The 23,266-nt window shown below is 40.8% G+C and carries 29 protein-coding genes, 4 tRNA genes and 1 pseudogene; 22 read left to right on the forward strand and 12 right to left on the reverse strand.

Translation table 11 applies throughout. The annotated features are described in order from the left end of the window. Window positions 1-165 precede the first annotated feature (165 nt). The 5 genes from MKX60_RS11355 to MKX60_RS11375 all read left to right on the forward strand — a co-directional run bounded on the left by MKX60_RS11355 (window position 166) and on the right by MKX60_RS11375 (window position 3,154). Window positions 166-1,653: an ABC transporter substrate-binding protein gene (locus tag MKX60_RS11355; RefSeq protein WP_340972139.1), complete on the forward strand. Its 1,488-nt coding sequence runs from the start codon at window positions 166-168 to the stop codon at window positions 1,651-1,653. Window positions 1,654-1,765: 112 nt separating this feature from the next. Further along, window positions 1,766-1,930, forward strand: coding sequence for a hypothetical protein (locus MKX60_RS11360; RefSeq protein WP_019909365.1), 165 nt, complete (start codon window positions 1,766-1,768; stop codon window positions 1,928-1,930). A gap of 82 nt (window positions 1,931-2,012) precedes the next feature. Beyond that, window positions 2,013-2,089, forward strand: a tRNA-Met gene (locus tag MKX60_RS11365). 44 nt (window positions 2,090-2,133) lie between these two features. Further along, window positions 2,134-2,207 (forward strand) — tRNA-Ile (locus tag MKX60_RS11370). A gap of 542 nt (window positions 2,208-2,749) precedes the next feature. Further along, a complete protein-coding gene (locus MKX60_RS11375) occupies window positions 2,750-3,154 on the forward strand; it encodes an HNH endonuclease signature motif containing protein (protein ID WP_341059809.1) in 405 nt (134 codons plus the stop codon). A 96-nt stretch (window positions 3,155-3,250) separates the two neighbouring features. On the opposite strand, the gene MKX60_RS11380 is transcribed toward MKX60_RS11375, so the two are convergent. After that, window positions 3,251-3,634, reverse strand: coding sequence for a hypothetical protein (locus MKX60_RS11380; RefSeq protein ID WP_340972134.1), 384 nt, complete (start codon window positions 3,632-3,634; stop codon window positions 3,251-3,253). Window positions 3,635-4,067: 433 nt separating this feature from the next. Here MKX60_RS11380 and MKX60_RS11385 point away from each other — a divergent pair, with 433 nt between their 5' ends. The 6 genes and pseudogenes from MKX60_RS11385 to MKX60_RS11410 all read left to right on the forward strand — a co-directional run. Further along, window positions 4,068-4,763 carry a hypothetical protein gene (locus tag MKX60_RS11385; protein WP_340972132.1) on the forward strand — a complete coding sequence of 232 codons (696 nt, stop codon included), beginning with the start codon at window positions 4,068-4,070 and terminating at the stop codon, window positions 4,761-4,763. A gap of 263 nt (window positions 4,764-5,026) precedes the next feature. Beyond that, window positions 5,027-5,569 carry a hypothetical protein gene (locus tag MKX60_RS11390; protein WP_341059811.1) on the forward strand — a complete coding sequence of 181 codons (543 nt, stop codon included), beginning with the start codon at window positions 5,027-5,029 and terminating at the stop codon, window positions 5,567-5,569. A 238-nt stretch (window positions 5,570-5,807) separates the two neighbouring features. Continuing rightward, entirely contained in the window at window positions 5,808-6,053 is a 246-nt protein-coding gene (locus tag MKX60_RS11395) for a hypothetical protein (protein ID WP_340972126.1), read from the forward strand. A gap of 763 nt (window positions 6,054-6,816) precedes the next feature. After that, entirely contained in the window at window positions 6,817-7,668 is an 852-nt protein-coding gene (locus MKX60_RS11400; protein ID WP_340972122.1) for a hypothetical protein, read from the forward strand. Window positions 7,669-7,742: 74 nt separating this feature from the next. Beyond that, on the forward strand, window positions 7,743-8,276 hold the full coding sequence (locus MKX60_RS11405; RefSeq protein ID WP_341059813.1) for a ParB N-terminal domain-containing protein: 534 nt from the start codon (window positions 7,743-7,745) through the stop codon (window positions 8,274-8,276). A gap of 98 nt (window positions 8,277-8,374) precedes the next feature. Next, window positions 8,375-8,708: pseudogene (locus MKX60_RS11410) on the forward strand (DNA cytosine methyltransferase); the annotation flags it as partial. Window positions 8,709-9,224: 516 nt separating this feature from the next. Here MKX60_RS11410 and MKX60_RS11415 read toward each other — a convergent pair. After that, window positions 9,225-10,007: a hypothetical protein gene (locus tag MKX60_RS11415; RefSeq protein WP_341059815.1), complete on the reverse strand. Its 783-nt coding sequence runs from the start codon at window positions 10,005-10,007 to the stop codon at window positions 9,225-9,227. 401 nt (window positions 10,008-10,408) lie between these two features. Between MKX60_RS11415 and MKX60_RS11420 the strand changes: the two genes are divergently transcribed. Further along, window positions 10,409-10,474 (forward strand) — tRNA-Met (locus MKX60_RS11420). 291 nt (window positions 10,475-10,765) lie between these two features. Here MKX60_RS11420 and MKX60_RS11425 read toward each other — a convergent pair. Continuing rightward, entirely contained in the window at window positions 10,766-11,047 is a 282-nt protein-coding gene (locus MKX60_RS11425; RefSeq protein WP_340972113.1) for a site-specific integrase, read from the reverse strand. Between the two features lie 213 nt (window positions 11,048-11,260). Between MKX60_RS11425 and MKX60_RS11430 the strand changes: the two genes are divergently transcribed. The 5 genes from MKX60_RS11430 to MKX60_RS11450 all read left to right on the forward strand — a co-directional run bounded on the left by MKX60_RS11430 (window position 11,261) and on the right by MKX60_RS11450 (window position 14,257). Continuing rightward, entirely contained in the window at window positions 11,261-11,524 is a 264-nt protein-coding gene (locus tag MKX60_RS11430) for a GNAT family N-acetyltransferase (protein WP_076284744.1), read from the forward strand. Window positions 11,525-11,600: 76 nt separating this feature from the next. Continuing rightward, window positions 11,601-12,077 (forward strand): GNAT family N-acetyltransferase, encoded by a 477-nt coding sequence (locus MKX60_RS11435; RefSeq protein ID WP_341059817.1) that lies wholly within the window; start codon window positions 11,601-11,603, stop codon window positions 12,075-12,077. Between the two features lie 216 nt (window positions 12,078-12,293). Beyond that, complete coding sequence (locus MKX60_RS11440; RefSeq protein WP_341060296.1) at window positions 12,294-12,896, forward strand: restriction endonuclease; 603 nt, start codon at window positions 12,294-12,296, stop codon at window positions 12,894-12,896. A gap of 453 nt (window positions 12,897-13,349) precedes the next feature. Further along, a tRNA-Ile gene (locus MKX60_RS11445) sits at window positions 13,350-13,436 on the forward strand. A 317-nt stretch (window positions 13,437-13,753) separates the two neighbouring features. Continuing rightward, complete coding sequence (locus MKX60_RS11450; protein WP_341059819.1) at window positions 13,754-14,257, forward strand: hypothetical protein; 504 nt, start codon at window positions 13,754-13,756, stop codon at window positions 14,255-14,257. Window positions 14,258-14,594: 337 nt separating this feature from the next. Here MKX60_RS11450 and MKX60_RS11455 read toward each other — a convergent pair whose 3' ends face one another. From MKX60_RS11455 to MKX60_RS11480, 6 genes are all read right to left on the reverse strand, one after another. After that, a complete protein-coding gene (locus MKX60_RS11455) occupies window positions 14,595-15,584 on the reverse strand; it encodes a hypothetical protein (RefSeq protein WP_341059821.1) in 990 nt (329 codons plus the stop codon). Next, on the reverse strand, window positions 15,581-16,075 hold the full coding sequence (locus tag MKX60_RS11460; protein ID WP_042190786.1) for an RNA polymerase sigma factor: 495 nt from the start codon (window positions 16,073-16,075) through the stop codon (window positions 15,581-15,583). The genes MKX60_RS11455 and MKX60_RS11460 overlap by 4 nt, the downstream gene beginning before the upstream one ends. 177 nt (window positions 16,076-16,252) lie before the next feature. Further along, complete coding sequence (locus MKX60_RS11465) at window positions 16,253-16,585, reverse strand: hypothetical protein (RefSeq protein WP_042190784.1); 333 nt, start codon at window positions 16,583-16,585, stop codon at window positions 16,253-16,255. 320 nt (window positions 16,586-16,905) lie between these two features. Continuing rightward, window positions 16,906-17,067 (reverse strand): hypothetical protein, encoded by a 162-nt coding sequence (locus MKX60_RS11470; RefSeq protein ID WP_179085777.1) that lies wholly within the window; start codon window positions 17,065-17,067, stop codon window positions 16,906-16,908. A 76-nt stretch (window positions 17,068-17,143) separates the two neighbouring features. Then, a complete protein-coding gene (locus MKX60_RS11475; protein ID WP_231573332.1) occupies window positions 17,144-17,686 on the reverse strand; it encodes an ImmA/IrrE family metallo-endopeptidase in 543 nt (180 codons plus the stop codon). 140 nt (window positions 17,687-17,826) lie between these two features. Next, window positions 17,827-18,003 (reverse strand): YjfB family protein, encoded by a 177-nt coding sequence (locus MKX60_RS11480; RefSeq protein WP_076098563.1) that lies wholly within the window; start codon window positions 18,001-18,003, stop codon window positions 17,827-17,829. 149 nt (window positions 18,004-18,152) lie between these two features. Here MKX60_RS11480 and MKX60_RS11485 point away from each other — a divergent pair, with 149 nt between their 5' ends. After that, a complete protein-coding gene (locus MKX60_RS11485; protein ID WP_156113170.1) occupies window positions 18,153-18,299 on the forward strand; it encodes a hypothetical protein in 147 nt (48 codons plus the stop codon). A 78-nt stretch (window positions 18,300-18,377) separates the two neighbouring features. Here the strand turns inward: MKX60_RS11485 and MKX60_RS11490 are convergent, their stop codons facing one another. Further along, window positions 18,378-18,809: a NucA/NucB deoxyribonuclease domain-containing protein gene (locus MKX60_RS11490; RefSeq protein WP_076284862.1), complete on the reverse strand. Its 432-nt coding sequence runs from the start codon at window positions 18,807-18,809 to the stop codon at window positions 18,378-18,380. Window positions 18,810-18,916: 107 nt separating this feature from the next. Here MKX60_RS11490 and MKX60_RS11495 point away from each other — a divergent pair, with 107 nt between their 5' ends. Both MKX60_RS11495 and MKX60_RS11500 read left to right on the forward strand, forming a co-directional pair. Then, the gene (locus MKX60_RS11495; protein ID WP_042194350.1) at window positions 18,917-19,333 is read left to right on the forward strand and encodes a cytidine deaminase; all 417 of its coding nucleotides are present in this window, start codon (window positions 18,917-18,919) and stop codon (window positions 19,331-19,333) included. Between the two features lie 173 nt (window positions 19,334-19,506). Beyond that, window positions 19,507-20,982, forward strand: a complete 1,476-nt coding sequence (locus MKX60_RS11500; protein WP_076284740.1) for a glycosyl hydrolase — start codon at window positions 19,507-19,509, stop codon at window positions 20,980-20,982. Window positions 20,983-21,062: 80 nt separating this feature from the next. Here MKX60_RS11500 and MKX60_RS11505 read toward each other — a convergent pair whose 3' ends face one another. Further along, window positions 21,063-21,551 carry a PH domain-containing protein gene (locus MKX60_RS11505; protein ID WP_076284739.1) on the reverse strand — a complete coding sequence of 163 codons (489 nt, stop codon included), beginning with the start codon at window positions 21,549-21,551 and terminating at the stop codon, window positions 21,063-21,065. Between the two features lie 117 nt (window positions 21,552-21,668). On the opposite strand from MKX60_RS11505, the gene MKX60_RS11510 reads away from it, so the two are divergent. Further along, on the forward strand, window positions 21,669-22,229 hold the full coding sequence (locus MKX60_RS11510) for a hypothetical protein (RefSeq protein WP_076284738.1): 561 nt from the start codon (window positions 21,669-21,671) through the stop codon (window positions 22,227-22,229). Between the two features lie 382 nt (window positions 22,230-22,611). After that, complete coding sequence (locus MKX60_RS11515) at window positions 22,612-22,947, forward strand: YolD-like family protein (RefSeq protein ID WP_042130171.1); 336 nt, start codon at window positions 22,612-22,614, stop codon at window positions 22,945-22,947. Here the strand turns inward: MKX60_RS11515 and MKX60_RS11520 are convergent. Beyond that, window positions 22,944-23,108 (reverse strand): hypothetical protein, encoded by a 165-nt coding sequence (locus MKX60_RS11520; protein ID WP_179085776.1) that lies wholly within the window; start codon window positions 23,106-23,108, stop codon window positions 22,944-22,946. The genes MKX60_RS11515 and MKX60_RS11520 overlap by 4 nt on opposite strands. Between the last annotated feature and the right edge of the window lie 158 nt (window positions 23,109-23,266).

Genomic DNA, 23,266 nt, shown 5'->3' on the forward strand with positions numbered 1-23,266 from the left:
AGTTCCTAGTAACATTTTTATGAGAATAATATGAAGAAATCGTAGTATAACTTTAAACGTCCTGTAACTTCCCCTCTTGATTAAAGCTTTATACTGTTACTAGGATTATGGATTATTTATCCATAAGATGTAGAAGAATCAAGTATTTTATAGGAGGATATAATAATGAATCATATAAACAATAATAAACGGCTGTGGCGCCGCTGGTTAAGCCTTGGGGTATGCGCTGCGCTGATACTACCACTAATCTCTGATGGGTGGAATACGGCTTGGGCTGAGCCTTCTAAGGCTTCAGTGGAGCAACGTGTATTGCGTATTGGGAGTCTATGGTCTGGGGAGGACGATTCGTTTTTTCGTCAGCAGTTTACGGATATGTATGAGTTGCAGCATCCAGAAATCAAATTGGAGATTATTCCCGCTATAGATACGAATGACCTTCGGTACAATAACACCTCCTCAGACGCAAGCTCTGACAATTTGGAAAATATCCGGGCGATTATGGGCGGGGATAAGCCTGTTGATGTGATCGTCGGTGATAGCGCATTAGTGAAGAGTTTGGTGGATCATAATCTTGTCCAATCGCTGGAGCCGCTTATAGCGCGTGATCAGTATGATTTAAGCAATATGGCGCCTACGATGCTGAATGGAGTTCGTGAACTGGGTAGAGGAAGTCTTTTTGCGTTGGCACCGATCTTCTCGTCTAGTGCGCTTTTTTATAATAAGGAAATCTTTGATGCTGCTGGTGTGGGCTATCCAACGGACAAGATGACTTGGAATGAACTGTTTACGCTGGCAGATAAGGTGACGAAGAAGTCATCTAATAAAGAAACTCGGATATACGGGTTCTCGATGAACCGTTACTTAAGTGATCCATTCTGGGATATGCAGAGCTATGTCGCACCGCTAGAACTTACGATGTACGATAATAAGGGTCAGCACATGACTGTAAATACCACACAGTGGAATCAGGCTTGGACTACTTACAGCCAGTTGGTTAAGAAACAAATTGTACCTGAGTTAAATGGGTTGGATTTTGCAGGAACAGAAGGGAATGCCTACAGTCCAATCCAAGGCGATCTGTTCCTCACAGGAAAAGCAGCAATGGTCGTTGGAGAATATGGTTATCTCAATGAACTGGCGGGAGTGGCCCGTAATGCTGCTAAGATCAAAAATTACAGTCCCATCAAATGGGGAGTGGTTACTGTACCTACCTTTCAGGAAAAACCGGATGTTGCCATTGGAACATGGCTTGGTAATATGATGGCTATTAGTTCTACGGCTACTAATAAGGAAGATGCCTGGGATTTGATTAAGTTCGTCAACAGTAATGAGGTTGCGAAAATTAAAGCCCATAACAAGAGTGAACTGACTTCCCGTAAGGATTATATTACCGCTCAGACCCCTTCTGTAAATTTGGAAGCTTTTTATACGCTTAAGCCTTTACCTGCAACGGATCCTTTATTGATCAGTTTACAGATGCAGAAGCCTGGGATTAGCCGAATTAGTGATGTTGGACGTCAATTATTCATTGATGTTTATCAGGGTAAGAAAACCGTCGAGAATGCACTCAAAGCCTGGGAGAAGCAAGGGAATACCATGCTGGATACACTTGAAAAAGATCCCACGGTCTATTTTGACTCGATCGGTGAATGACTCTGGAATATGCCCTTAGCCACCAGTTTTCTGGTGGCTTATTTTGTGGAACTTGGGCATGATAAGTTCAGAGCGGTGTATCATAAATTTGCGAAAAGGAGAAGAGGGCATCATGAATTGGATATACTTCGCGAAACTGTTCAGGACCAGATTTCAAGCAGGTTGTTTGGCTAAAAGATTGGAGCAAGATGGCTGGATTTACGGTTATCATGACCCGCGTTTTGTAGAAATTTATCGATCCCGTAAGGGAAGGTACGGGGTTAGATTTCTGCCTTGAGAACTTTTATAAATTCTTCCTTGACGTAGACCCAATTTGTAATGTATATTATTTATTGTCGCTGTTTGAATATTTTTTCTGACGCGGGGTGGAGCAGCCCGGTAGCTCGTCGGGCTCATAACCCGAAGGCCGCAGGTTCAAATCCTGCCCCCGCAACCAATTTATTTACAACAGCAATTCTACATTCGGATATTTTTAGATCCGGGCCCTTAGCTCAGTTGGTTAGAGCGGTCGGCTCATAACCGATTGGTCGGGGGTTCGAGTCCCTCAGGGCCCACTTATCAAAAACCCTTACTTTGTAAGGGTTTTTTGCTGTCTACAGGATTAGTGATATAAAGAAAATAGGATGGGGAAAGACCAGAATTTTGCGCTTGCTAACGGATTTGCTAACGGAAATTATTTTTCTGCAGTTTCGAGCTGTTTTTCAGCGTATTTATTCAGTTCTGCTTCAATTTTGTCAACGGCCTCTTCCTGCATGATTGGGAGTAGGTGTGAGTATCGTTTGTTGAACAACGCTGGAGTCATACCCAGTGGTTCAGCAGAGCGAAGGCAGTAACAAGCGTTGCTTCCCAAATCATTGCAAACGGATCTCTGGTGTTGGATGCCATCAAGCTGACTGACGACAAGATGAATGCTAATATGGCTATCCCTAAGATGCTGGAGGGATGATTGATGTTTCGATACAGTTTGGAGCACAAGGAATTTATCAGCACCAACATTCATGGACGATATGTTCTGGAATTGACTTCAATGTTTAATGAGAAGTTCGAAGTGTAGATCCAGCCTTCGCAAATGCGAGCCTTTATCAAAAATAACGGGTTGAAGAGCGGAATCGATGCCAGGATCAAACTAGGTAGCGTTCCACCCAATAAGGGAAAGAAGAAGTTATGGACCGGTGGCGAGGATACTCAATTCAAGAAGGGCCATAAGCCGCACAATTATGTTCCTGTAGGCTCTGAGAGGGTTAACGGGGATGATTATGTAGATATAAAGATTGCTGATCCGAATATGTGGCGCGGGAAGCACCTACTAATTTGGGAGCAGCAATGCGGGCACGCCGTTCCGTGGGGACATGCTGTCATATTCGGGGATGGGGACAGGCGAAATTTCGATTCGGATAATTTGATTCTGGTTACCCGCGGACAGCTGGCCATCATGAATAACAGAGGGTTTATTCAAAAGGATGCTGAGCTCACGAGGACCGGTATTATTTTGGCTGGGTAAAGGTGCTGAACTTATTGAAATGCACCTGCAGTAAGACTGGAATTGGGAGGGGCATGAAAGTCAGCCTCATGAAGATGAATGAGGCCGATCAAACCATTACCCATAAACTGTTGCAGTAGCGTTAATAGGACCACCTACAATAAATTCATTAGCTGTATCCGCGTAACCGAATACTTGGATAACATGGTGGCCTGGAGTTACATTCGACACTATCGTTGAAAAAGTAATCTGTTGGGATTCGTTCACGGCCTCAATCATCGTTTGTCCCGTAAGCACACCATCAAGGTAGACTTCAAAAGTTGCAACAACTGAATTAGTGGGTGGATCGGAACCAATACACGAAAGAATGTTTAGAACGTTTATTGGTGTTGCTACGAATATACCAAACTCGAGTAATAACCCCGGTACGGTAGTAAGAGAGATTCCAGTGTCGTCCAAATTCGTAAGCAGAGAACTATTAAAGTTGATAACACTAAGCATTTTTGTTCCTCCTTCTTTTAGTTATATAAAATAATATGTTTGGATATGAAAAAAAGAGTGGTTAAAACGGAAAAGAAAAATATCAAAACGCAACCTAGGTTGAAGTAGAGAGCTTTTGGCGAGGTCCGGGTGACCCTGAGAAAAAGGGAAGAGGAGAAGACAGATATACAGTGCAGATAAGTGTATGGAATGCGGAAAACCCATCGAATATGAGCCTGAATACTGTTGCGATGGACGGGAGTGCGGATGCAGGGGCTTGCCTATTGAACCACCATTATGTAATACCTGCTGGGATAAGTTCTTGATAAATAAGGGAGGAGGAGGGAGTTATGACAATCAGAGCATTAACGAATCGTCATAAGTGGTCCTTATTTTCATTAGTTGATTTCCGATATATAGTAATATAGGGAAATAAGTACTGAGGAGAAATAAGATGACAAACTCAACGATCAAGAAGTACAAAAACATTGAAAGCTACTTTAAAGAGGAATTTGGAATAAAGATGATTTCATGGAAAGGAATAACAATAAAGGGGTTAGAAGCAGCCAAGAAAAATTTGCTGGATAAGGAAGTTAGTGAGCTTAGAGTACTGAAATCCGATGCCAGTTCGTTAAGTGAGTGGATTAAAACTTTAACAATCTTATTCACGGTTTTGGGTCTTGTTTTTACAATGGTTGCAGGAGTAATTACTAATACTAATCAGAGTTACGACAACATTGATAACTCTATAACCGATGCTGCTAGAGATATGACTATAGAACAAATCAAAGAAGCTAATGTTCCTAATCTAAAAAATAAACAAATCGCCAACGCTTATGATGAAGCGGCAAAGATTAAGCGTGAAAGAACTGCTGATACTTACTTTTTAACCGCTGTAATGTATCTTGTTTTTATTATATTTATTTTAATATGTTTAATGTATTTCAATTTCATGGCAAAAAAAATTTTTGCTATGAATAACATCATTAATGAAGCTATAGAGGAGAAAAAGGAAATACTTCATATTGTAAAGGAATTAAAAAGAGAAGATGATGCACGTAATAAAGAAATCGAAGCTGAGACGGCAAAAGAGAAACTTAGAATTGTAAAACTGAGACAAGAACGTCTTGATATGAAATATAAAAAATAGCCGCTTTTTGACCGTTATTTGACCGCACATTGACCGTTCATTTGGCTTTGATCATGATATATTTGTATTGTGAAAATTAGGCGAGAGTGACACGCACGGCTACAGAAATGTAGCAGTAACCGGGGCGTACCTCCTCTCGCTTTTTGTATTTTTGATTTTCTCAAAATAGTGGGTAAAACATAGAAATAGAAAGGAATGCACTATCAGAGTGTCTCTTTTCGAAAACAGCAAGTTTTCTGACAGTTTGTGATTACAGCGCACTCTTGTTAGGATTATTTCAACAATATTCCAGAAAGAAGGCGAAGAAAATAACTGTCCAAAATATAACTTTAAACGAAATACTACCAAATACAAAGCTAGGAATTAAATGGGCCATAGAGTGGTTGAAGTCCCAAAAAGCAAAAGAAGTAAATAGCACTGGATCATTGGTTACGGGCCTTATTGGTGATATTTCATATGGTTTTTGGATAATTCCCCGTGATCATAAGGATATTAAAAACCCTCTAGAACAGGTCACAATCAAAAAAACAGAGTACAACAAGTTTAAAGAAAATTTAATTAGAGTTGATAAGGCTTTTTTACTAATACCACGAACTTACAGACGGCTAATAAGCGAGGGGAAAAGCGAATATTGGAAGGATATATCCTATTTCGTTCAAATTCCACACCAAGTATTAGTAGATGAGATCGTAAATAAAAAACCAAGAACTCCAACATCTGAAACTACAATAAATATTGGATTCTCTGAGAAGCAAATTGATAAATGGGAGGCAAGAGGGGTTTTATATTTCCCCTTCTTCGAATAGCGAGAGATTAAGAGTTTTAGATACAACCATAGTTAAGACATTTCTTTGATCTTTTCTACTTGACTCTAAATTATATCTAATATTAAAATGGTCTTGTTCTCCTTTGTAACAATGGAGATAAAGATTTTAAGCAAAGAGCACAGCGCATTTGCTACGGACCGGAGCGGACGCCATGCTTTTATTTTGTATTGCAGGAATTTTATTCCTTCTGTCGAAATTCAGTGGCAGGAGGTGTTATATGATCAATTTTGGAGATTCAGTGGGAAAAACTTTTAATGCGATGGCTTGGGCAATAGCTGAAGGATTAGGTTTGTATTTGGTTTTTCCTATGCTGGTAACTGCGATACTCTTACGGATTTTGAGAGTAAAAGGTGAAGCGCATAAGTTTTTAGTTGGGATTGTTGGTCTAGTAGGGCTTTATCTCTTCTTCCAATATGGAATAGATGATTTTGGCGCAAAAATACAGCAAGTTAGCACACAATAATACATATTCGTGAAGTCGCTCATTACTGGGCGGCTTTTTTTCTATTGGGGGTAATTAATTTGAAGAAGCAACAGCAGCGGCGTTTAAAAGATCCGCCTCGGCAGCCAACTAAGTGTAAGGGTTGCATATGGGGGCGCTGGGAAGGAACTGCACAGTTTTGTTCTAGGGTGAAATGCCAGAAGGGAAAAACTCCCTGAGTGTCGAAATATGATGTCGAAAGGAGATGCAGTGATGCAAGCAAAAAAGCCTATTGAACTTTTAGGGAAGATGATCAGAGGAGTATTTACATCGTTCAAAGTAAGCTGAAGAATGGAACTGCTGATTTTTCTGACCTTGGAGAAGTAATGAGAGTTGTACAACAAAATCCAACTGCTTTAAATTCTTTCGGGATAACTATGATTGTAAGAATAGCAGAACTTCATTTCAAAAGACCGGATTTCGTGGATTATGGATACACTCTCGATAATTTAAATTCAGCTTTTGGAATCCGATAATAATTAAGAGTAGCACCTAATGTAGAGTTGGGTGCTTTTTTCATGCTTAGAATTGACCTTCTGTGAGCCATTCTCAGGCTTTATATCAAGAACGTGTGTTTGTGTGGTGAAGCTCAGAAAAAAGCATGATGAGCAGGTTCTCTTCGTCTCCGACTGAGTTTGCGCCAATCCCTAGATGGAAAACCAACTCAACACAAATAATTGTAAAAAGAATTAAAAAAGGATATTAGGAAACGATAATTCCATTACGATATGGAGGTAATTTGATAATGGGATTTCGAAGTTTAAAGATATCTACCGATGTTGTTACACATGCAGCGAAAAACCTCGTGCAAAGTACAAATGATGCTGCTGCAAAAGCTGCTTCAAGAGCTGCTGCAAGAGCCGCTCGAATAGCTGAGAGAGAAGCACGTAGAGCTATAAGAGAAGCGGAGGAAAGAGCAGAACTTGAAGCAAAACGAATAGCCGAGGAATTGGAAAAGAAAGCACGTGAAGCTGAAGAAGCAGCGAAAGCTCAGGCAGCAGCTCAACTTGAAGCTGCTGCAAAAGAATTAAGGGAAAGAACAGAGGCCTTGATTAAAAACCAAGTAAATAGTGCACTATCAAATATTAATCAAAATCTGGAAGGCCTTAATGAACAAGGAAAACAATTAGTAGCAAAGCTTCAGGAGTTACGAGACTTAACTGATTTAGATAAGCTAAAAGCTGAAGTGCTTAACAGAGCGGAAGAACTCGGTGAAGAATATTTAAAAGAAAAATTAGCACCAATTGAGAGTCAACTTTCAATTAGTGCTATTCCGGATCTGGAACTCAACTTAGATAAAGCTACTTTATTAGTGCAGCTAAACATTTACTTTTTATTACCAGAAGACAAAGATAAATCTACCTCTGAATTTGCTATTGCTTCAATTAATTCGGAAATTTCACAATCAATATCCCAACTAACTGCTCCAAGTGTTTCTGCTAAGTTTAATTTTAATAAAGAAAGAATTTCAGACGTAATACAAAATAAAATTGAATCAGAGAAGGACCAGCTTGTACAAATGTTTTTTGAAATGTTTTTCTCTGAATATTTAACAGTATTCAAAAAAATACAAGAAGTATTGCCTGACCTTTTTTAATAAGGATAATCGTGTGACAGTACCCTAATTTGGGTGCTGTTTTTTAATTTGTTTTTATTTAATTGGAGGTTTCTATGGACATCAGAATTATTCCGATCGAGCAGCTCAATGCAGCTGTCTATAACCCCCGGGACCTTAAGCCAGGCGACTCAGAGTATGAAAAGCTTCGACGCAGCCTAGACGAATTCGGGTATGTAGACCCGATCGTTTGGAACGAACAGACCGGCAACATGGTCGGCGGCCATCAGCGGTATAAGGTGCTTGTCAGTGAACAGGGTCTCACAGAGTTGCCCGTATCCGTGGTCAATCTGGATCCTGAGCGTGAACGGCTACTGAATCTGGCACTGAATAAAGTGTCTGGTCGCTGGGATGACGAGGCGCTGGCGCAATTACTAGGTGAGCTGCAAGAGGGTGGGGCTGATCTGGCGCTGTCCGGTTTTGATGCGGGAGAAGCCGAAAGATTAATTGCTGATTTCACAGAGCCGGCTGCCGATCAGCTTGGAGACTTTCAGAACCGTGAGTTAGATGTCAGTGAATTCGATGAGTCACGCTTTGACTGCAAGTGTCCTCGTTGCGGATTCGTCTTTGATAAAGAGGATGTATCATGAGTCGCCCAGCATGGGATTGGCGGTTATCAGATCTTGCCAGCGTGCCGAAGCATGGACATACCGTGTTCTCTTGCTTCAGCTGCGGTGGTGGCTCAACGATGGGATATAAGTTGGCTGGATACACGGTGCTGGGTAATGTAGAAATCGACCCGCAAATGATGCGGATCTATCGGCAGAATCATAATCCCCGTTATCCGTACCATATGCCTATTCAGGACTTTTAAGGAGGTGTCAGATTCAGAGCTGCCGCCGGAATTATTTGACCTGGACATTCTGGATGGTTCGCCGCCATGTAGTGTGTTTTCCATGGCAGGAGATCGAGAGGACAAGTGGGGTGGGGTGCATGCTTTCCGCGAGGGACAGGCAGTGCAGCGACTGGATGATCTTTTCTTTGATTTTTTGGATGTTGCAGAGAAACTCCGACATAGGTTAAAGAGAAGAAGGAAAAATGAGCAATTTCAACACGATTCTGCTTAAAGATCAGAAGGTAGCAAACACTTATTTTTTCTTAGTCTTAATATTAAAATGTAAGGTTGAAATAACAACTATTAATAAAATCACACCTACTACATTAATAAATATAGGCTCATTATTCGAAAGTGACCTTATTAAAATTTTTATATTGATTCCTAGAGCAGCGAACCAACATAAATATACAAATAATTTATTGGTTTTTTTCATACATTTACCTCTCGCTCGTGTGATTACATTAATTATATAAAATTTCGAAAAAATATACATTAAAATAGTCAGGTTGTCGAGAAAACCTGGTTTTACGCAGGGGGGTTAAATTCATCTTGTTATTCTAAAAACTAAGATCCTTAGATCGTTTTAAATCAATTTTTGTTTTGAAAGATGAATCTACCCATATAAAAATCGAAGTGCCGAAAAGTCCTACGGACTTTTTCGGCACTCTAACTGCATTGAAAATACAGTTTTTTTTAAAATCTAAAGAAGGGAATAGGCATTTGCCATGGCTTGATTCATAGAACTCCAAGCGCTATATCCTTGGTAGGCAGTCCATACCACAACACCCCCAGCAGCTATTGCGGCTATTGCATTTGCAAAAGGTATAGCTCCAACTACCCCAAGAATTTCTAAGGCATACATTCCCCCGTAATTATTATAACTATCATAAGAATTTGAAACTTGTGTGGCATACATTTTGAAATCTGAAATCTTAGGATTGTTAGTAGTATTCTTCATTAAGTATACCTCTTTATATGCGTTTTTGACGTCTCTCATATCAAAAGAAACGCCTGAGCCAGTATACATGTAGACTTGAGTTGATGGGTTATCACCATTGTAATATGTATACTTCCAATGCCCGCCTGAGTCCCTTGTAGAAATTTGGGGTTGCTCATAAGGTTCTTGTACCACTAATTCGTTGTTAACATAGTTGTTACCATCTTTATCTACAGAGAAAACAGTTACGATGGTTTCACCTTTTATTTTATCTTTAAATTCAAAATCATTGTCAAAATTATAGGAAACAGTTTCTGAAATAGTAATACTTTTTGTACCTTCGGAGTCATATACAGGGGTATCTATTGTGATTTTTTTAGTCTCTGTGCCCACAATATTCCCATCATAATCCTTGTAATCAGAAGTGAATACTTTTGTTCCCGAATCAACGCTTGTCTGTGCTTCTGCAGCTGAAACTGGAATACTGACACTTAATAAAAATACGACTAGAGCAAGTGGCAAAATACGGTAAAAAAACCTAAACATAATTAAATCCTCCTAATATTTTATTTTTGGAACAAATTAACTATACATATTTTAGGAGAATATAGCAAATTTATTAGAAAAATATTTTATCGTGTAAATAATAGAATATATAGGAATTTTTCTGAAATCTAGTGAAAATAGAGCTTTTTGCAGTAGTGATTATAATAGAATTCTGAAATGTAGTTAAGCACTTTAGTGTTTTGCTAATATTAACTTAGCGACGTTTATTATTTGTTTTGGAATCTATGATAAAGTAGTAAGTATAGTTAAGATCCGGGGATCAAGCTGCAAATGGAATATGGCTATGATTGGATTAAGATCGACGATGGTGTCTCAGTTATAGGTAATTTTTTCTATAGAAGAAATAGAAACGCAGTTAAGCTCATTTTAACCTTTCCCCAAGCTCAGTTGGTTAGAGCGGTCGGCTCATAACCGATTGGTCGGGGGTTCGAGTCCCTCAGGGCCCACTTAGAGAAAACCCTTAATTTGTAAGGGTTTTTTGCTGTCCATAGGTTCCCTTGTAAGTAGAAGTAGAAGTAGAAGTAGAAGAGTTGGAAAAGCGATAAAATTGGAAATGGTCACATTTTGGTCACGGCGTTGTTTGATCCTCTGGTTTCTTGCTCATTTTCATCTTCGTATCTATCAGGTCTGCAGCATCTCTTTGCATATCGGGGAGTAGATGGGAATAAAGTTAGTTTAACATCGCTAGAGTCATACCCAGCCGTTGAGCTACCTTGGATCTATATAGCCTCCACCAGCTAGCAACATACTAAGTGATTTTCCCCGAATAATTTCCCATATTCTTTTTTTATAATCCTCGATTTGTTTGTAGCGTTCTTAAGGTCATCAATAATATTCTGAAAAAGTTTTACCCGTCGTATGGAATCATTCGTCTTCGGGCGTTGAATGACTAAACCATCACGTGTCCAGTTGGCCGTCTGAATCACCTTGAGTTCTTTCTTTTCGAAGTCGATATCACCCCAGCGAAGTCCAAGGATCTCACCACGTCTCATTCCAGTATAAATTGCCAATGAAAACACAATAGACTGGCGGGCGCCTCATCAAGCTAACAGGCAGTAAAGTTTAACTTAAAATAAACTTTCCGTTTCCCGCAGTTAACTTAAGGTGTAATCTGAAAGCACCTTTTTTTGAAGGTGATACTCATCAAGAACCGTATTTATGAAGGAGTGACTTAATGCAAGCTATTAAATCTATAATAGAGTGTCCAGAGCGTCATATAGAGATTGCTGAATATGTTAAAGAAAAATAAAATTCGAAAAGATTTATCGCCATGGATTGCTCCTTTGTTCATTGACGAGAATGAGCGAGGGCAAGGTTTAGGTTCAGTATTGTTGGAGCATGCCAGAAAAATGGTGGGGCAATTGGGATATACGAAGGTTTATATAACGACTGACCATATTCGTTACTATGAGAAATATGGATTCAGAGAAATCGGTTTGGATAATTTCGAATGGGGACGACCCACCAAAATCTATGAGCACGACACTATAAAATAATTTATCGCAACATGGTTTGTTTGGGACTTAACTAATGGGAAACGATAGTTGAATCTACAGAGGGATGGTATCAAACATGGACTATGAAATCAAAATAGCAACCTTGGAACATAAAGAAATACTCAGCAACCTGTTACAATTCTATATTTATGATTTCTCAGAATTTATGGAGTTGCAGTTTGAGGCAAACGGTAAGTATGCTAATTATCCAATTGATGAATATTGGTCTAAAGACCCCAATTATCCATATTTAATCAGTCTCAATGGGAAAATTGTTGGATTTGTCTTAGTCAAATTAAAAAATTGGGAAGAAGATGACGCATATTTTTCTATTGCTGAATTTTTTATTGCGAAGAAGTATCGTAGGCTGGGATTAGGGAGATTGGTTGCTAAAGATATATTTGATATGCACCAGGGAAAATGGGAAGTTTACCAAATAGATAACAACAAGCCCGCTCAACTCTTTTGGAAAAAGGCAATAGAAGAATATACAGGAGGAAAATTTACTGAACGAATTGAAGTAGGAAGAAGAACACAAGTATTCATTAGTTAATGATATTCAGGACTAGCAAGGGCTTAAGCTAACGGGAAACGTGAGTCCAAAAACCAACAGTAGTCTAGGACTTTTTCTTACCAGTCATATATACATAATGTTCCAAATAATTTATATTAAGGTTCTAGGGTTTGGGAGTAATGGCATTGCAATTTGGAAGAACCTCGCCGGCATTGGCGAGGTTCTTATATTAATGGGGGTTGCTGGTTGACAAAAATGATAATTTTGTTGGTTATTCTTGCTATCATTACTGCTGTTTTTGTATTCAAAGTTTTATCTAGAAAGAAGAGTTACCCTCCCCAAAGTATAGTAATTGATCCACTTAAGATTACGATCCAGGACATAGACCGAATGGAAGACGGAACTGGCTTTGTAGAATATCTGTATCGTTTATTTTTGGCCATGGGTTATAGTGATGCATATAAAACGAGAGGAGGCAGAGACTTTGGATCTGACTTAGTGTTTACAGACGGGGAGGGGGTTCGAAATGTTGTTCAGGCAAAGTGTTATTCTTATCCAGTAGGGTTAGAAGCTGTTCAAGAGATCTATAGTTCCATGAGATATCACAGGGCAAAAAAGTCCATGGTAATATCCTCAAATCAATATACCTCAGCGTGTGAAGAACTTGCTAGTTATAACGCCGTAAGATTACATAGTAGAAGTGACCTTATAGAAATTATAAACTTTTTCAAGTCAGGGCAGATTGATAAAGCAAAGGATATCCTTGAGTCAGAGCCCAGGATTATACTGGAGTCATGGGATAATAAAGTAATTAAGAAGGACTTCAAAGTTGAAAAACGATGGGTTGCGAAGAAATAGATAGTTCGTAGAACAAGGAGTTTTTATACTGATGAACAATGAAGATTTTCAATACAGAAATACATACTTTTTCGTAGGGAATCCAACGATTCTATGGATCACCATACTTGGCTTGGTGTTGTTAGGATTTGTATTGTTTTATTTGATTAAGAAGTACATAAAGCAGAGAAAATGAAACCAGGTATTTCATTATTGTTCAATAATTATGATGTTGCGAATGAGGAACGACAATCTTTGATGGTTGTAATGATGTGTGGAGCCCTCATATCTATTGGTGGATATAACTATTTGAAAAACAGAAAATGTTGAGTTTGTAGTTGTGCTTAAAAGCCCATAAAGAAACCCAAGACAAACTCCAGGTCTAATGGGCACATTGGTCACAAACTCATTTTAATTAAGTTTAATCGATATTAGCTAATCCCAATAAAAACAAGAGTTCTTAAATAGAGTTTAAGGCATTTATCCCTTTCCTCTATATCAGTTGGTTAGAGCGGTCGGCTCATAACCGATTGGTCGGGGGTTCGAGTCCCTCAGGGCCTGCTTATCAAAAACCCTTACTTTGTAAGGGTTTTTTGCTGGCTATAGGTACATAAATGAAGGCTGGAATTTTGAGCTTGCTAACGGATGCACTGATACCAGATTTATCGCCATGCGCTTGCAGGGATAGTTTAAATCTTTTGAATGCACTAAAGAGCAGAGGGATTTAATAAATCTTAAATAGAGGTCTGACATTCATTTGAAAAAAGTGCTATAATTATTAAATCAGTGTGTAGAGATATTGGTCTTTTTATTGGGCCAAAAATATATGTCTCATGATACGTCTGCCATCTGAAATATGATTCACGGAGATGACAAACATGCATGGAGACACAAGACTGCCCAGAAACGGAAAAGAAGGTATATTATTTTTACTCATTATTTCAATCATTTCAGTAAACACTATTGCCCCTATTATTGTGGGGTTGGAACGGGGCTTCAGTAAGGAAGTGTATATAGATACACTAAAGGTTATTCCGTTTATGTGGATGATCGTAGTTTTATCCGTAAGATTAGTTGCCGGGCCGATTGTTGGGAAAGTGATGCCGAAATTCATGGGACAAACCGATGGATTTAATGCTAGGGTGCTGTTGAATACTTTATTGAATGTTACGGTGTTATCTATTTTACTATCGATAATCGGTACATGGGTTGGGACGAAACAAATAAGTCTAAAGCCACTTAAAAACTTCCTTCATATCTGGCCAAGAAACTTTGGTATAGCATTTTGGATTGAACTGTTGGTTGCTCAGCCGATAGCAAGATTTGCGATGAAAACATTACACACAAGACAGGATCGTAAAACAGAAAGTGTAAATGCGTAACTTGCTGAAACGTTGTATACGAATAAGAATCTCAGGAACGTCCATGGTGGGCGTTCTTTTTTTGAGTCCCGTTATCATAGCAGTATTGAACATGTAAAAGAGCCATCATAGGATTAATCTACAACGGCTCTTTTATACTTAGAATCTGATATTCTGACATGACGCAATGTAAACCATACAGCCAACACAAAAAGGGCGCTATCGCAAAGCCATGAAATGGTTTTGCAGCAACGCCTTTTTTTTGTATCCAGCTAGACTTTTCTAATGGGTATGGTGCCCGAAAAGTTGTCCCAATCGTTGTTCCTATCGCTGTACTCTCGGTTTTCGACCATCATTTTTATGGTTTCATACTATCCCATAGCTGCTGGAATGCCCCGGACTCAACCTCGAAGAATACAGGTGCCTGACCGTAACGTACTAGCCCTTGACCAAACAGCGTCAGCTCTACCCTGGCGTTGTCTTCCAGCTGGAGATAGAGAACCTTGCGGTCTTCGCTGTCGTAGATGCCTTGCGCGGTAAGAGGCTCTGCTGCCAGAGGTTTGGCCGCTTGGAGCGCCTTCACGAAGCCATTAAGGGCCTCGTCGTCAGCGAGCGGTGTGTACTGCTGCTGTCCGTTGTTCCAACTGTCGAAGCTTTCCCACTGTGCGGAAGTAATTCGACCTTCAAGATTTAGCTTGCCAAATAGATCAGCGCCGCTGTTTACGGTGATCCCGTTTGTATGCTCATACAGTTCGGCGAATACCTCGCCGTTGATTTCCGAATAGGACATAATCAGGAAATTGGAGTCATATCCCTTTACGGAATAGATATCTGTTTCGCCGATGTTAGAAGCTAACTCAATATATTTGTCTTTACCGCTCCACTCATCGATGCCACCTGTAGTACGTCCAAGCTTGTCACCGCGCAGAGCGGCAGCATCGGCTGCGTTGATTCGAGTCGCAGACTGTGTATAAATGTTATCTTTATATACGACTAGAGCGATCATATCTGCCATAACGCCAGATTTGGTATCCGGCAGTTCCAGCTTGGGGATGACAATGCTTCCGGACGCATTTGTGCCAGAATTGCCTTGTTGGCTTGGACCTGGAGTTACCTGAGCGATTTGCCCTTGAGTACTCTGGCCGTTTAACTGCTGCCATATATTAGGTGCAGCTAAGCCGATCCCGGCGGCGAGGACGATACTTGCCGCGATATAAACCGTCTTGCGTGGACGTTTCCGTTCCTGCTGTTGCTCCAGTTTGTCTATCAATTCTTTTTTCATCTCTTCACCTGGTTTCATAGAATCCACCGCTCTCTTGTATGATGTTCGAAACTGATCTTCTTTCATTGTGATTCCACTCCTTCCAGCTCTAGTTTTAACAGTTGCCGTCCCCGTTGAAGTCTCATCTTCACGGCAGACTGACTAATCTGCAGAATCTTGCTGATTTCCTGGATGGGATAGTCCTCGTAATAATAAAGATGGATTACGGTTTTATACTTCATAGGCATCGCCATAACTAACTGCAGTAGAGCCAAATCCTCGGGGGTGTCTACCGCAATCGGCTCAGCATTTTCCAGCTTAACCTCGCGCTTGCGCCAGCCTCTGCCCAGTAATGTTTTACAATGATTGGTGATTACTCGGATCAGCCATGCTTTTTGATGTTCAGCGTCTTTGAACTTTGGTGCTTTTTCTATCAGTTTGATGAAGGTATCCTGAGTGGCCTCTTCGGCATCTTGGCGGCTGCCTAAATGGACCAAAGCAATCCGGAACAGCATATCTGCGTAGATTTCGTAACTCTTTATCACATGATTTCCCGGCCGGGTCATGGATCGTTGCATGATTCTATGCCCCCTTTACCTATAACACCATTTAGGACGGCATTTGGTCACATTATGTTCCTGAGAAAATTTGTTAGCGTCTAGATCAAGGGTTAGAATCTAAAAAAGGTGCGATTGCCCCAGCAGCCATATCATGACTGTTGAGACAATCGCACCTTTATAATAGAAGTTCCCCCTTTACGGGAGGGTCTCCTCACTATGTTTATATGTATAGTTTGGATCAAACCTTTTTACAAGAGCCATGCTATATTGATAAATCCGATCCTTCTCTTTTCGATAAAAGTATCTTGCGTTAGGTTCATCTGCAAAAATCACCGTTGTACTTACGACGGGAGCCTTACCAATCTGGGTATAGACTTTATAAAGATCTTCATTCTTATAATCTCTCGTAGCTACCAAATAATGAATCACTTCATTATCCATATGATTTCGGAAGGCCTGAAGCGCTAAAGAAGCGACTCCATATACAATAACGAAGGTAATAAGGATTATTTTTGTTCTTTTCTTCATTAATTCCCTCCATTTAGCTAAAATGTATATATTATAAGATAATATATTGTGACTGGTATGTCATATCTATTGTATCTTGTAATCTACAAATTAGAAGGGTACTACCAGGTCTCAGAATCTTATGGTTTATTATTTGGGGAGTTGTGGGTATGTTCCTCATTCTAATTCTTATTGGTTTGATTCAATTTGTCGCATAACAGAGCTTATAATTACATATAAGGCAGCAAATTTCCTGCCGATAGTTAAACCCGCGTAGGTAAAGAATTGCCTGGGTATACTATACTTGCTGCCTTTTTATTATGAACTTACACAAATCATCTTCAGTCTTCTTTGGGTTCTTGCAATAAAATGGAGAAGGTCCCCGTTTCATGATCCACTTCAATCGACTCGATCCCAACAAAATCCGGAATTTCGGGGTGTACTGCATCTACGTTATAATCTGGATGAGTCATCAATAATTCAATTACTTTAATGGCTTCCATATCGATCCCCCTTGCGAGAAATTCCACCATAATTAATGGTCCTTCATTGCGACTACCCTTATTATCTCCGCAGTCATTATTGAATATGTGTTAATCGTTCTTCGTTTCTTCCCATCACGGCCAATAATTGCCCCTGAAAAACACGTCTTTGAATTTGATCAATCCGCTGTAAAGCCAGCTCGCTTGGCACTTGAAATTCTGCTGCAAGATAGCTGATTGCATCTTCCCGTTGCTCAGGCAATGTCATGCGGGAGATCATGGAGTAGGGCATAGCTGCATAAAGAATAAATCGCTCAGATTCATCCTCCTGTGCCCGCGTAAAATGTTCTGGCATCAATATTTGATCAGTACCATGGCGGAGCAGATGACAGAGCTCATGGAGAAACTCTAGCCGCTGCAGACTGGCTGGAAGCCGGTTGTCTATAAACATGGTGTACATCCCCGCTGATGCTTCGATGCTCTTGCTTCTTACATCCAAATAATGAACCCAAATATTAAGCCGTTCTGCAATATAAGCAATCGAAATTTGCGAAGGCTGAGTAAGGTTCAGACGCTTGTATAAATCTTCTGTCCACTTCTCCAGCGCAGTCATTTGATAATAGGATTTCATGTTATTCATATCATTCACCTCATTCAGAATCAGTTATAGGATCGTATGTTCGCATAAATGAGCAAAAGAAAAGCCCGAAGGCTATGTAAAGTAAAAAACATAAGGACACATAAGAACGAGTGTTCTCGTGTGTCCTTAGCATAAAGCAATTAAACACTAATATCAAGTGTTTTTCCTAAATTCGGAGCAACGCTTTTGCCCAGCATTTCCACCATCGTTTGACTCTGGGTTTCAGCCTGATTTTTGGCAATATTCATGACTTGTATTCCTACATTTTGAGCTAAGGATGCCTGGCTCATTGCCATTGATAATGCGGCTATATCCATATTGCACCTCCTTTGTGTATATCCTGTTTATCGACAGTGCCTACCTAATTCATTAGGTGAATAGCATTTGTTTGCCAGTTCGCCCAAACGGCTTATCTCCTTTTTACATATCTTGTGCTGTAGTCATTAATCATTAGGAGGAATTAATTATGGGAATGGAACATTGTGGTTGTAACGTAGGTCCTGTAGTAAGCCCAGTAAATGTAGGTCCGGTGTGTAGTCCTTTTACTTCAACAGGAGCTATTCTGGTACTCTTCATCTTGCTGGTTATCATCACTAAAGCTTGCTTATTCTAAGCTAGCTGATGCACATTGTAGCCCCATCCGGTATACCGGATGGGGCTATTCTTTTGAAGCACTGTTCACGTTAGCTTATTATTTGAACATAAATTCTACGCGGGTTCCATCCGCATAATCTTCTAACTGATTGCCAACCCAGCTTCCTGCGCCGCGGTTATCTTTTGGGGTTATGTATTCAATGTCGGCCCCTTTGCCGCCTTCATTACACATGGCCATGGGCCATTCATCGCGGTCGTAGCCTTTTTTGGTGGGGATCCCTTTTAAGGATTCTTTGCGGTTGTCTTCAGCCTGCTCACGGTTAATCGTGCACGTCGCGGACTCCCCTTTGGCAATCGCGTCCTGAATGTGCTTAGCGGTCTCAGGATAACGATCAGCTGGGAAGATCAGCTGAACAACTTCTGAATCGGATGTGGACGAGGGGGCTGCCGGATCTCCGTTCTGTTCATACCAGTAACCGCCCAAAGCAAGTAACACAACAATGATGAGACTGGTGAGTAATTTCTGTATTTTCAAATCTGCTCCTCCTTTTTTGGAACTTAAAATAGTATATCTTATATCATAATGCAGTGCGATTTAATATACTTAGGAAAAATAAGAGGAGGACGGAATTGGATATGGAGTATTTGATTACGATTGAAGATCAGACGCTTATAGCCTCTGCTGAAGATATTATTACTAGACGCTATGAATGGGGAAGACACCATGTAGGGGCGGCGCTCCGTACTAAGACGGGGGAAATCTTTACAGCGGTACATGTAGAAGCTAGCATGGGACGAATTACAGTCTGTGCAGAAGCGATGGTGATTGGAAAAGCGATATCCGAAGGTTACAAGGAATTTGATACGATTGTTGCGGTAAGGCATTCTGATCCGGACAGCGAGGAAAGAGAAATTAAAGTAGTTTCTCCCTGCGGGATGTGCCGTGAGTTAATTGCTGATTACGGGAAGGATTGCAAAGTTATTGTATCCGAGGACGGCCGGTTAGCTAAATATGATATTTCTGAATTACTACCGCTGAGATATACAAGGTAAATTGGAGATATAGTCAGGAGCCGCCGGGCTCCTTTTTTTATTGAGCCGTGAATTTATTCAGCAGTTCCTTACACTGTCCTAAATTAATTTACAACTTCATGTCCATTCGCTGAGTTCATGTCACTATTGTCCCCATACTATAACTTAAAAAAGTTAAAAGGATGTGAGAGTGGATGGAACAGCGCAATCTTCGAAATATGGTTGATTCGGCATCGAGGTTTGTGAGCGATGTTCAGTGGCAAATCGCGTATCGTAAATTGCAAATGGCTCCGGCGGATTCGGAAACGGTACCTTCTGCTCAGAAATTGTTGAATACCCTTTATTTTCTGCAAGGAAAAGGATGGATTAGTGGACAACATGATTATTTGGAGAGCGCGGATGAGTTCAATGGGAAGCTGAAAAATACTAGCGGGCAATTCGCCGCCCTTCACGGCTATGAGCTGGGGGCAATCAATAATCAGACGGCGGCACTATTAGACAATCAGCGGGATTGGGTCGTTAGCAGTGCTATTCGCTGGTATAAAGCCGGTGGAATCGTAACGATTAGCTATCACGCTCAGTTGCCAGGGACTGCGCCAGCTTGGGATAACGTATCTACGAGCATAAGCAACGCTGATTTTGACAAATATATAACCCCGGGTACCTCTCAGTACAACGCACTGATCGCTGATTTGGATAAGATAGCCCTTTCTTTAAAAAAACTAAATGATGCAGGTGTTCCTGTGCTCTGGCGGCCGTATCATGAAATGAATGGCGGATGGTTCTGGTGGGGGAAGAAGATCAACTACGTGGGACTGTGGAACCTTATGTTTGACCGTTTCACCAGCTATCATAAGCTGCATAATTTATTGTGGGTCTGGAGCCCAAACGCCAAAAATCAGTGGAGTGATGACCCTGCCGAATACTACCCAAGCGGTGACAAAGTAGATGTGCTGGCACTAGATATCTATGATGGGGATTTTAAGGGGAGTCACTATGATAGTCTATGGGATCTGGGTCGTGGAAAAGTGATCGCGATTGGAGAAAATGGAGAGCTACCGTCCCCTGCACTACTATCTAAATCACAGCCTAAATGGTCTTATCAGATGACCTGGGGCAAGCTTCTTTATGAGAAGAATACCGATGCGGTAATTAGAGCCTTTATGAATGACAGCTTTGTATTCACGCGGGAAGAGTATGCTGCTGAGGCGGCAATTGTAGCCGCTAAGGGAGACAGTGTGCTGCAGAGTGGACTATGGGGGCAATATTACAATAACATGACTCTTAGCGGCGCACCTGCGCTGACGCGAACCGATGCTAACATCCAATTTTCGTGGAAACAGGGTTCGCCTGATCCAGCCATTCGTGTCGACGCTTTCTCTGTACGGTGGAGTGGAAAACTGACTGCAGCCTATAGTGAAACCTATATCATTTACTCCTCCTCTGATGACGGGGTGCGGGTGTGGATTGATGGAGGGCTGATCATTGATAGCTGGGTGAATCAGAGTGGACAGGAGCGAAAAGGCAGTGTGAATCTGATAGCTGGCAAGCTACATGAAATAAAAGTGGAGTACTATGAGAATGAGGGGGACGCGCGAATTGTATTGCAGTGGGAAAGTCCTAGCCAACCCAAAGGGATTATTCCAGCAGGAGCTTTTTATCTTCCATAAGACGATATCCGAACTGATTCGAGCATCGGAAAATTAGCGAAAAAGCCCCGGATTTCGGGGCTTTTTAATGTGAAAGGTTCTTAGATTTGTTCACGGTAGCTAATGTTGTTGGCGATCTTCTCGTCACGAACAGCTTTGCGCAGAACATCTTTGACGGTTTGGGCATCATGGATTTTTCGGAAAAGAAGCTGAGGTGCTGAGGCATCATCAGAAAATACAGTTAATGTACCGATGCCGAGCATCCGGTCCATGATAGATTGTGCTACGGATAAATCGCGTACACGCAGTAATTCGATTTCTTCGACATTTTTACCGATAAGTCCGGTCTTTACCATAATGCGCTGGCTTGTAATGGTGTACGTAGTCGTGTTTAGGCGTACGATTCCTTTGAGGCGATCAGAGATACTGGCTGGTTTGCCTTTCCAGAGAACGACTTCTTGAGTAGCATTTTGATTTGCTGATGGACGGCGGGCGATCACTGGAGCAGTGCCGTCAATGCTAGATCCGCATTCTCCACAAAATTTAGCGCCCTGCTTATATTCTGATCCGCAGGTTGTGCAATAAGGCATAAATACTCTCCTTCCCTGATTACAATTGAAATAATTATAACATAATAGTCATTTTACATAAATTTCATTTGCGCTTTACACAAACCGACATTATTCTGTTAAGTGGAGGGATAAATAATGAAAAAAATGTTACTAATAGGAACGCTAATGCTGACTGTCATCCTTAGCGCCTGCAGCAATAATAATTCAACTTCATCGGCTCCTGCCTCGGAAGAAGAAGTGCAGGAAACCGTGCAAAACTTCTACAATGAAATGTCTAAACTTGATGAATTAGGAAAATCATCTTTAGCGGAGTTCAACGAAGCTATTGCTGCTTATTCAGCAGGAGAACTTTCGGACAAGCAGTTGGAGAAGAAGATTAACGAATTCCAAAAGACCGCAACAGACCTATCCAATCAGGCTGAGAAAGTGAAAATTTCCTCTAGCTTGCCCGAAGACATTCGTAAACTGCTTGATGAGTCCAAAATTGCTTTTCAAAGTGCTTATTCTCTAAAAGAACAGGCCTCTCAAGGTGCTGATTCCGCAGAGGTCACTGCTGAGAAGTTCGAGGAATTGAATCAGAACGCTGACGTCGCGATGCTATACGGCATTTCCAAGCTTAATGAAGCAAGAGAAGCAACAGGACTCATCGATGCTGATGGTCAGTCCACCGCTGAATCAGAGAAAGTTCAAGAATAGATCGAAATTTAGACGCTGAACAGTTCAACTGTCAGCGTCTTTTTGATGCGATTTTGAGCTTGAGTAGAGGTAACACTGCCAATCCTATAAATAAGCCAGCTACGATTCCTTTTGTGAGGTCTGAGAGGGTACTGCTTCGATATACGAGGGGGTATAGACATAGGAATAATACGGGAATTAGGATGAGCAGGGCATTGTTTTTTTTCAAGTGGAAAGCTCCTCTCAATTAGATATTCAATATTATACAACTTTTAGATAAAAGAGGAGGATTTTAAAGTGGTATCTTTTTCCTGATTATTGATTATTCAGCGAAGGTGTGGATATAATACAAACATACGTTCGTATGTAGCGGAATAAGTATAGAAATTAGGGAGGGGTTACCATGGGCAAAAAGCTGGAGAAAAACGGACTGTGGGAAAGTAGTCGAATGATGCTGCCGGAGCACAAGGTAAGAATTATTAGGGATGAACGAGAGACGCTGCGCCGCATTAAGCCTATTCTGGATGAGCAGAAGCTGGAGGAGATCGAATGTACACTTGCTTTATCGTTACGGAGTCATGTGCGCGTCACTGTTGTGCTGTTTGATCCTTTTGAGAATACGACAATTAGTGGTTTTGTGACTTCCATTCACACCCACTCGCGTGAGTTTAAGCTGCAGTGGGCGGAGGAATGGAAGTGGATCAATGTAGATGATCTAGTGGAGGTTTACATCGTCTAATGCTGAGAACCGCTGACTTCACTTTTTTCATAAGCAATTAGGGTCACCGTTGGGTTGCCGGTCAGATGTGCAATGGAAGCTTCGGCATTTCGAATAATTTCGAGTGCTTCTTCCTGCTCGCTCAGGGCAGCAACTTTATAGCTATCACTATGAATGTCCATATGTGTTCCCACCTTTCGCTAATATTTTGCCCTTTTTTGTAGAAATGATCCAAGGTGAAGAAGCTATGAGTAGGTGCTTTTCAGGGGAGATCTCGGGGATACCGGGGTCTTTTTTTAAAATATAAGAAAGTATAAGTTATACACCTATCCTTTATGTC

This window comes from Paenibacillus sp. FSL R5-0914 (genome assembly GCF_038004525.1).
Classification (GTDB): Bacteria; Bacillota; Bacilli; order Paenibacillales; family Paenibacillaceae; genus Paenibacillus_AQ.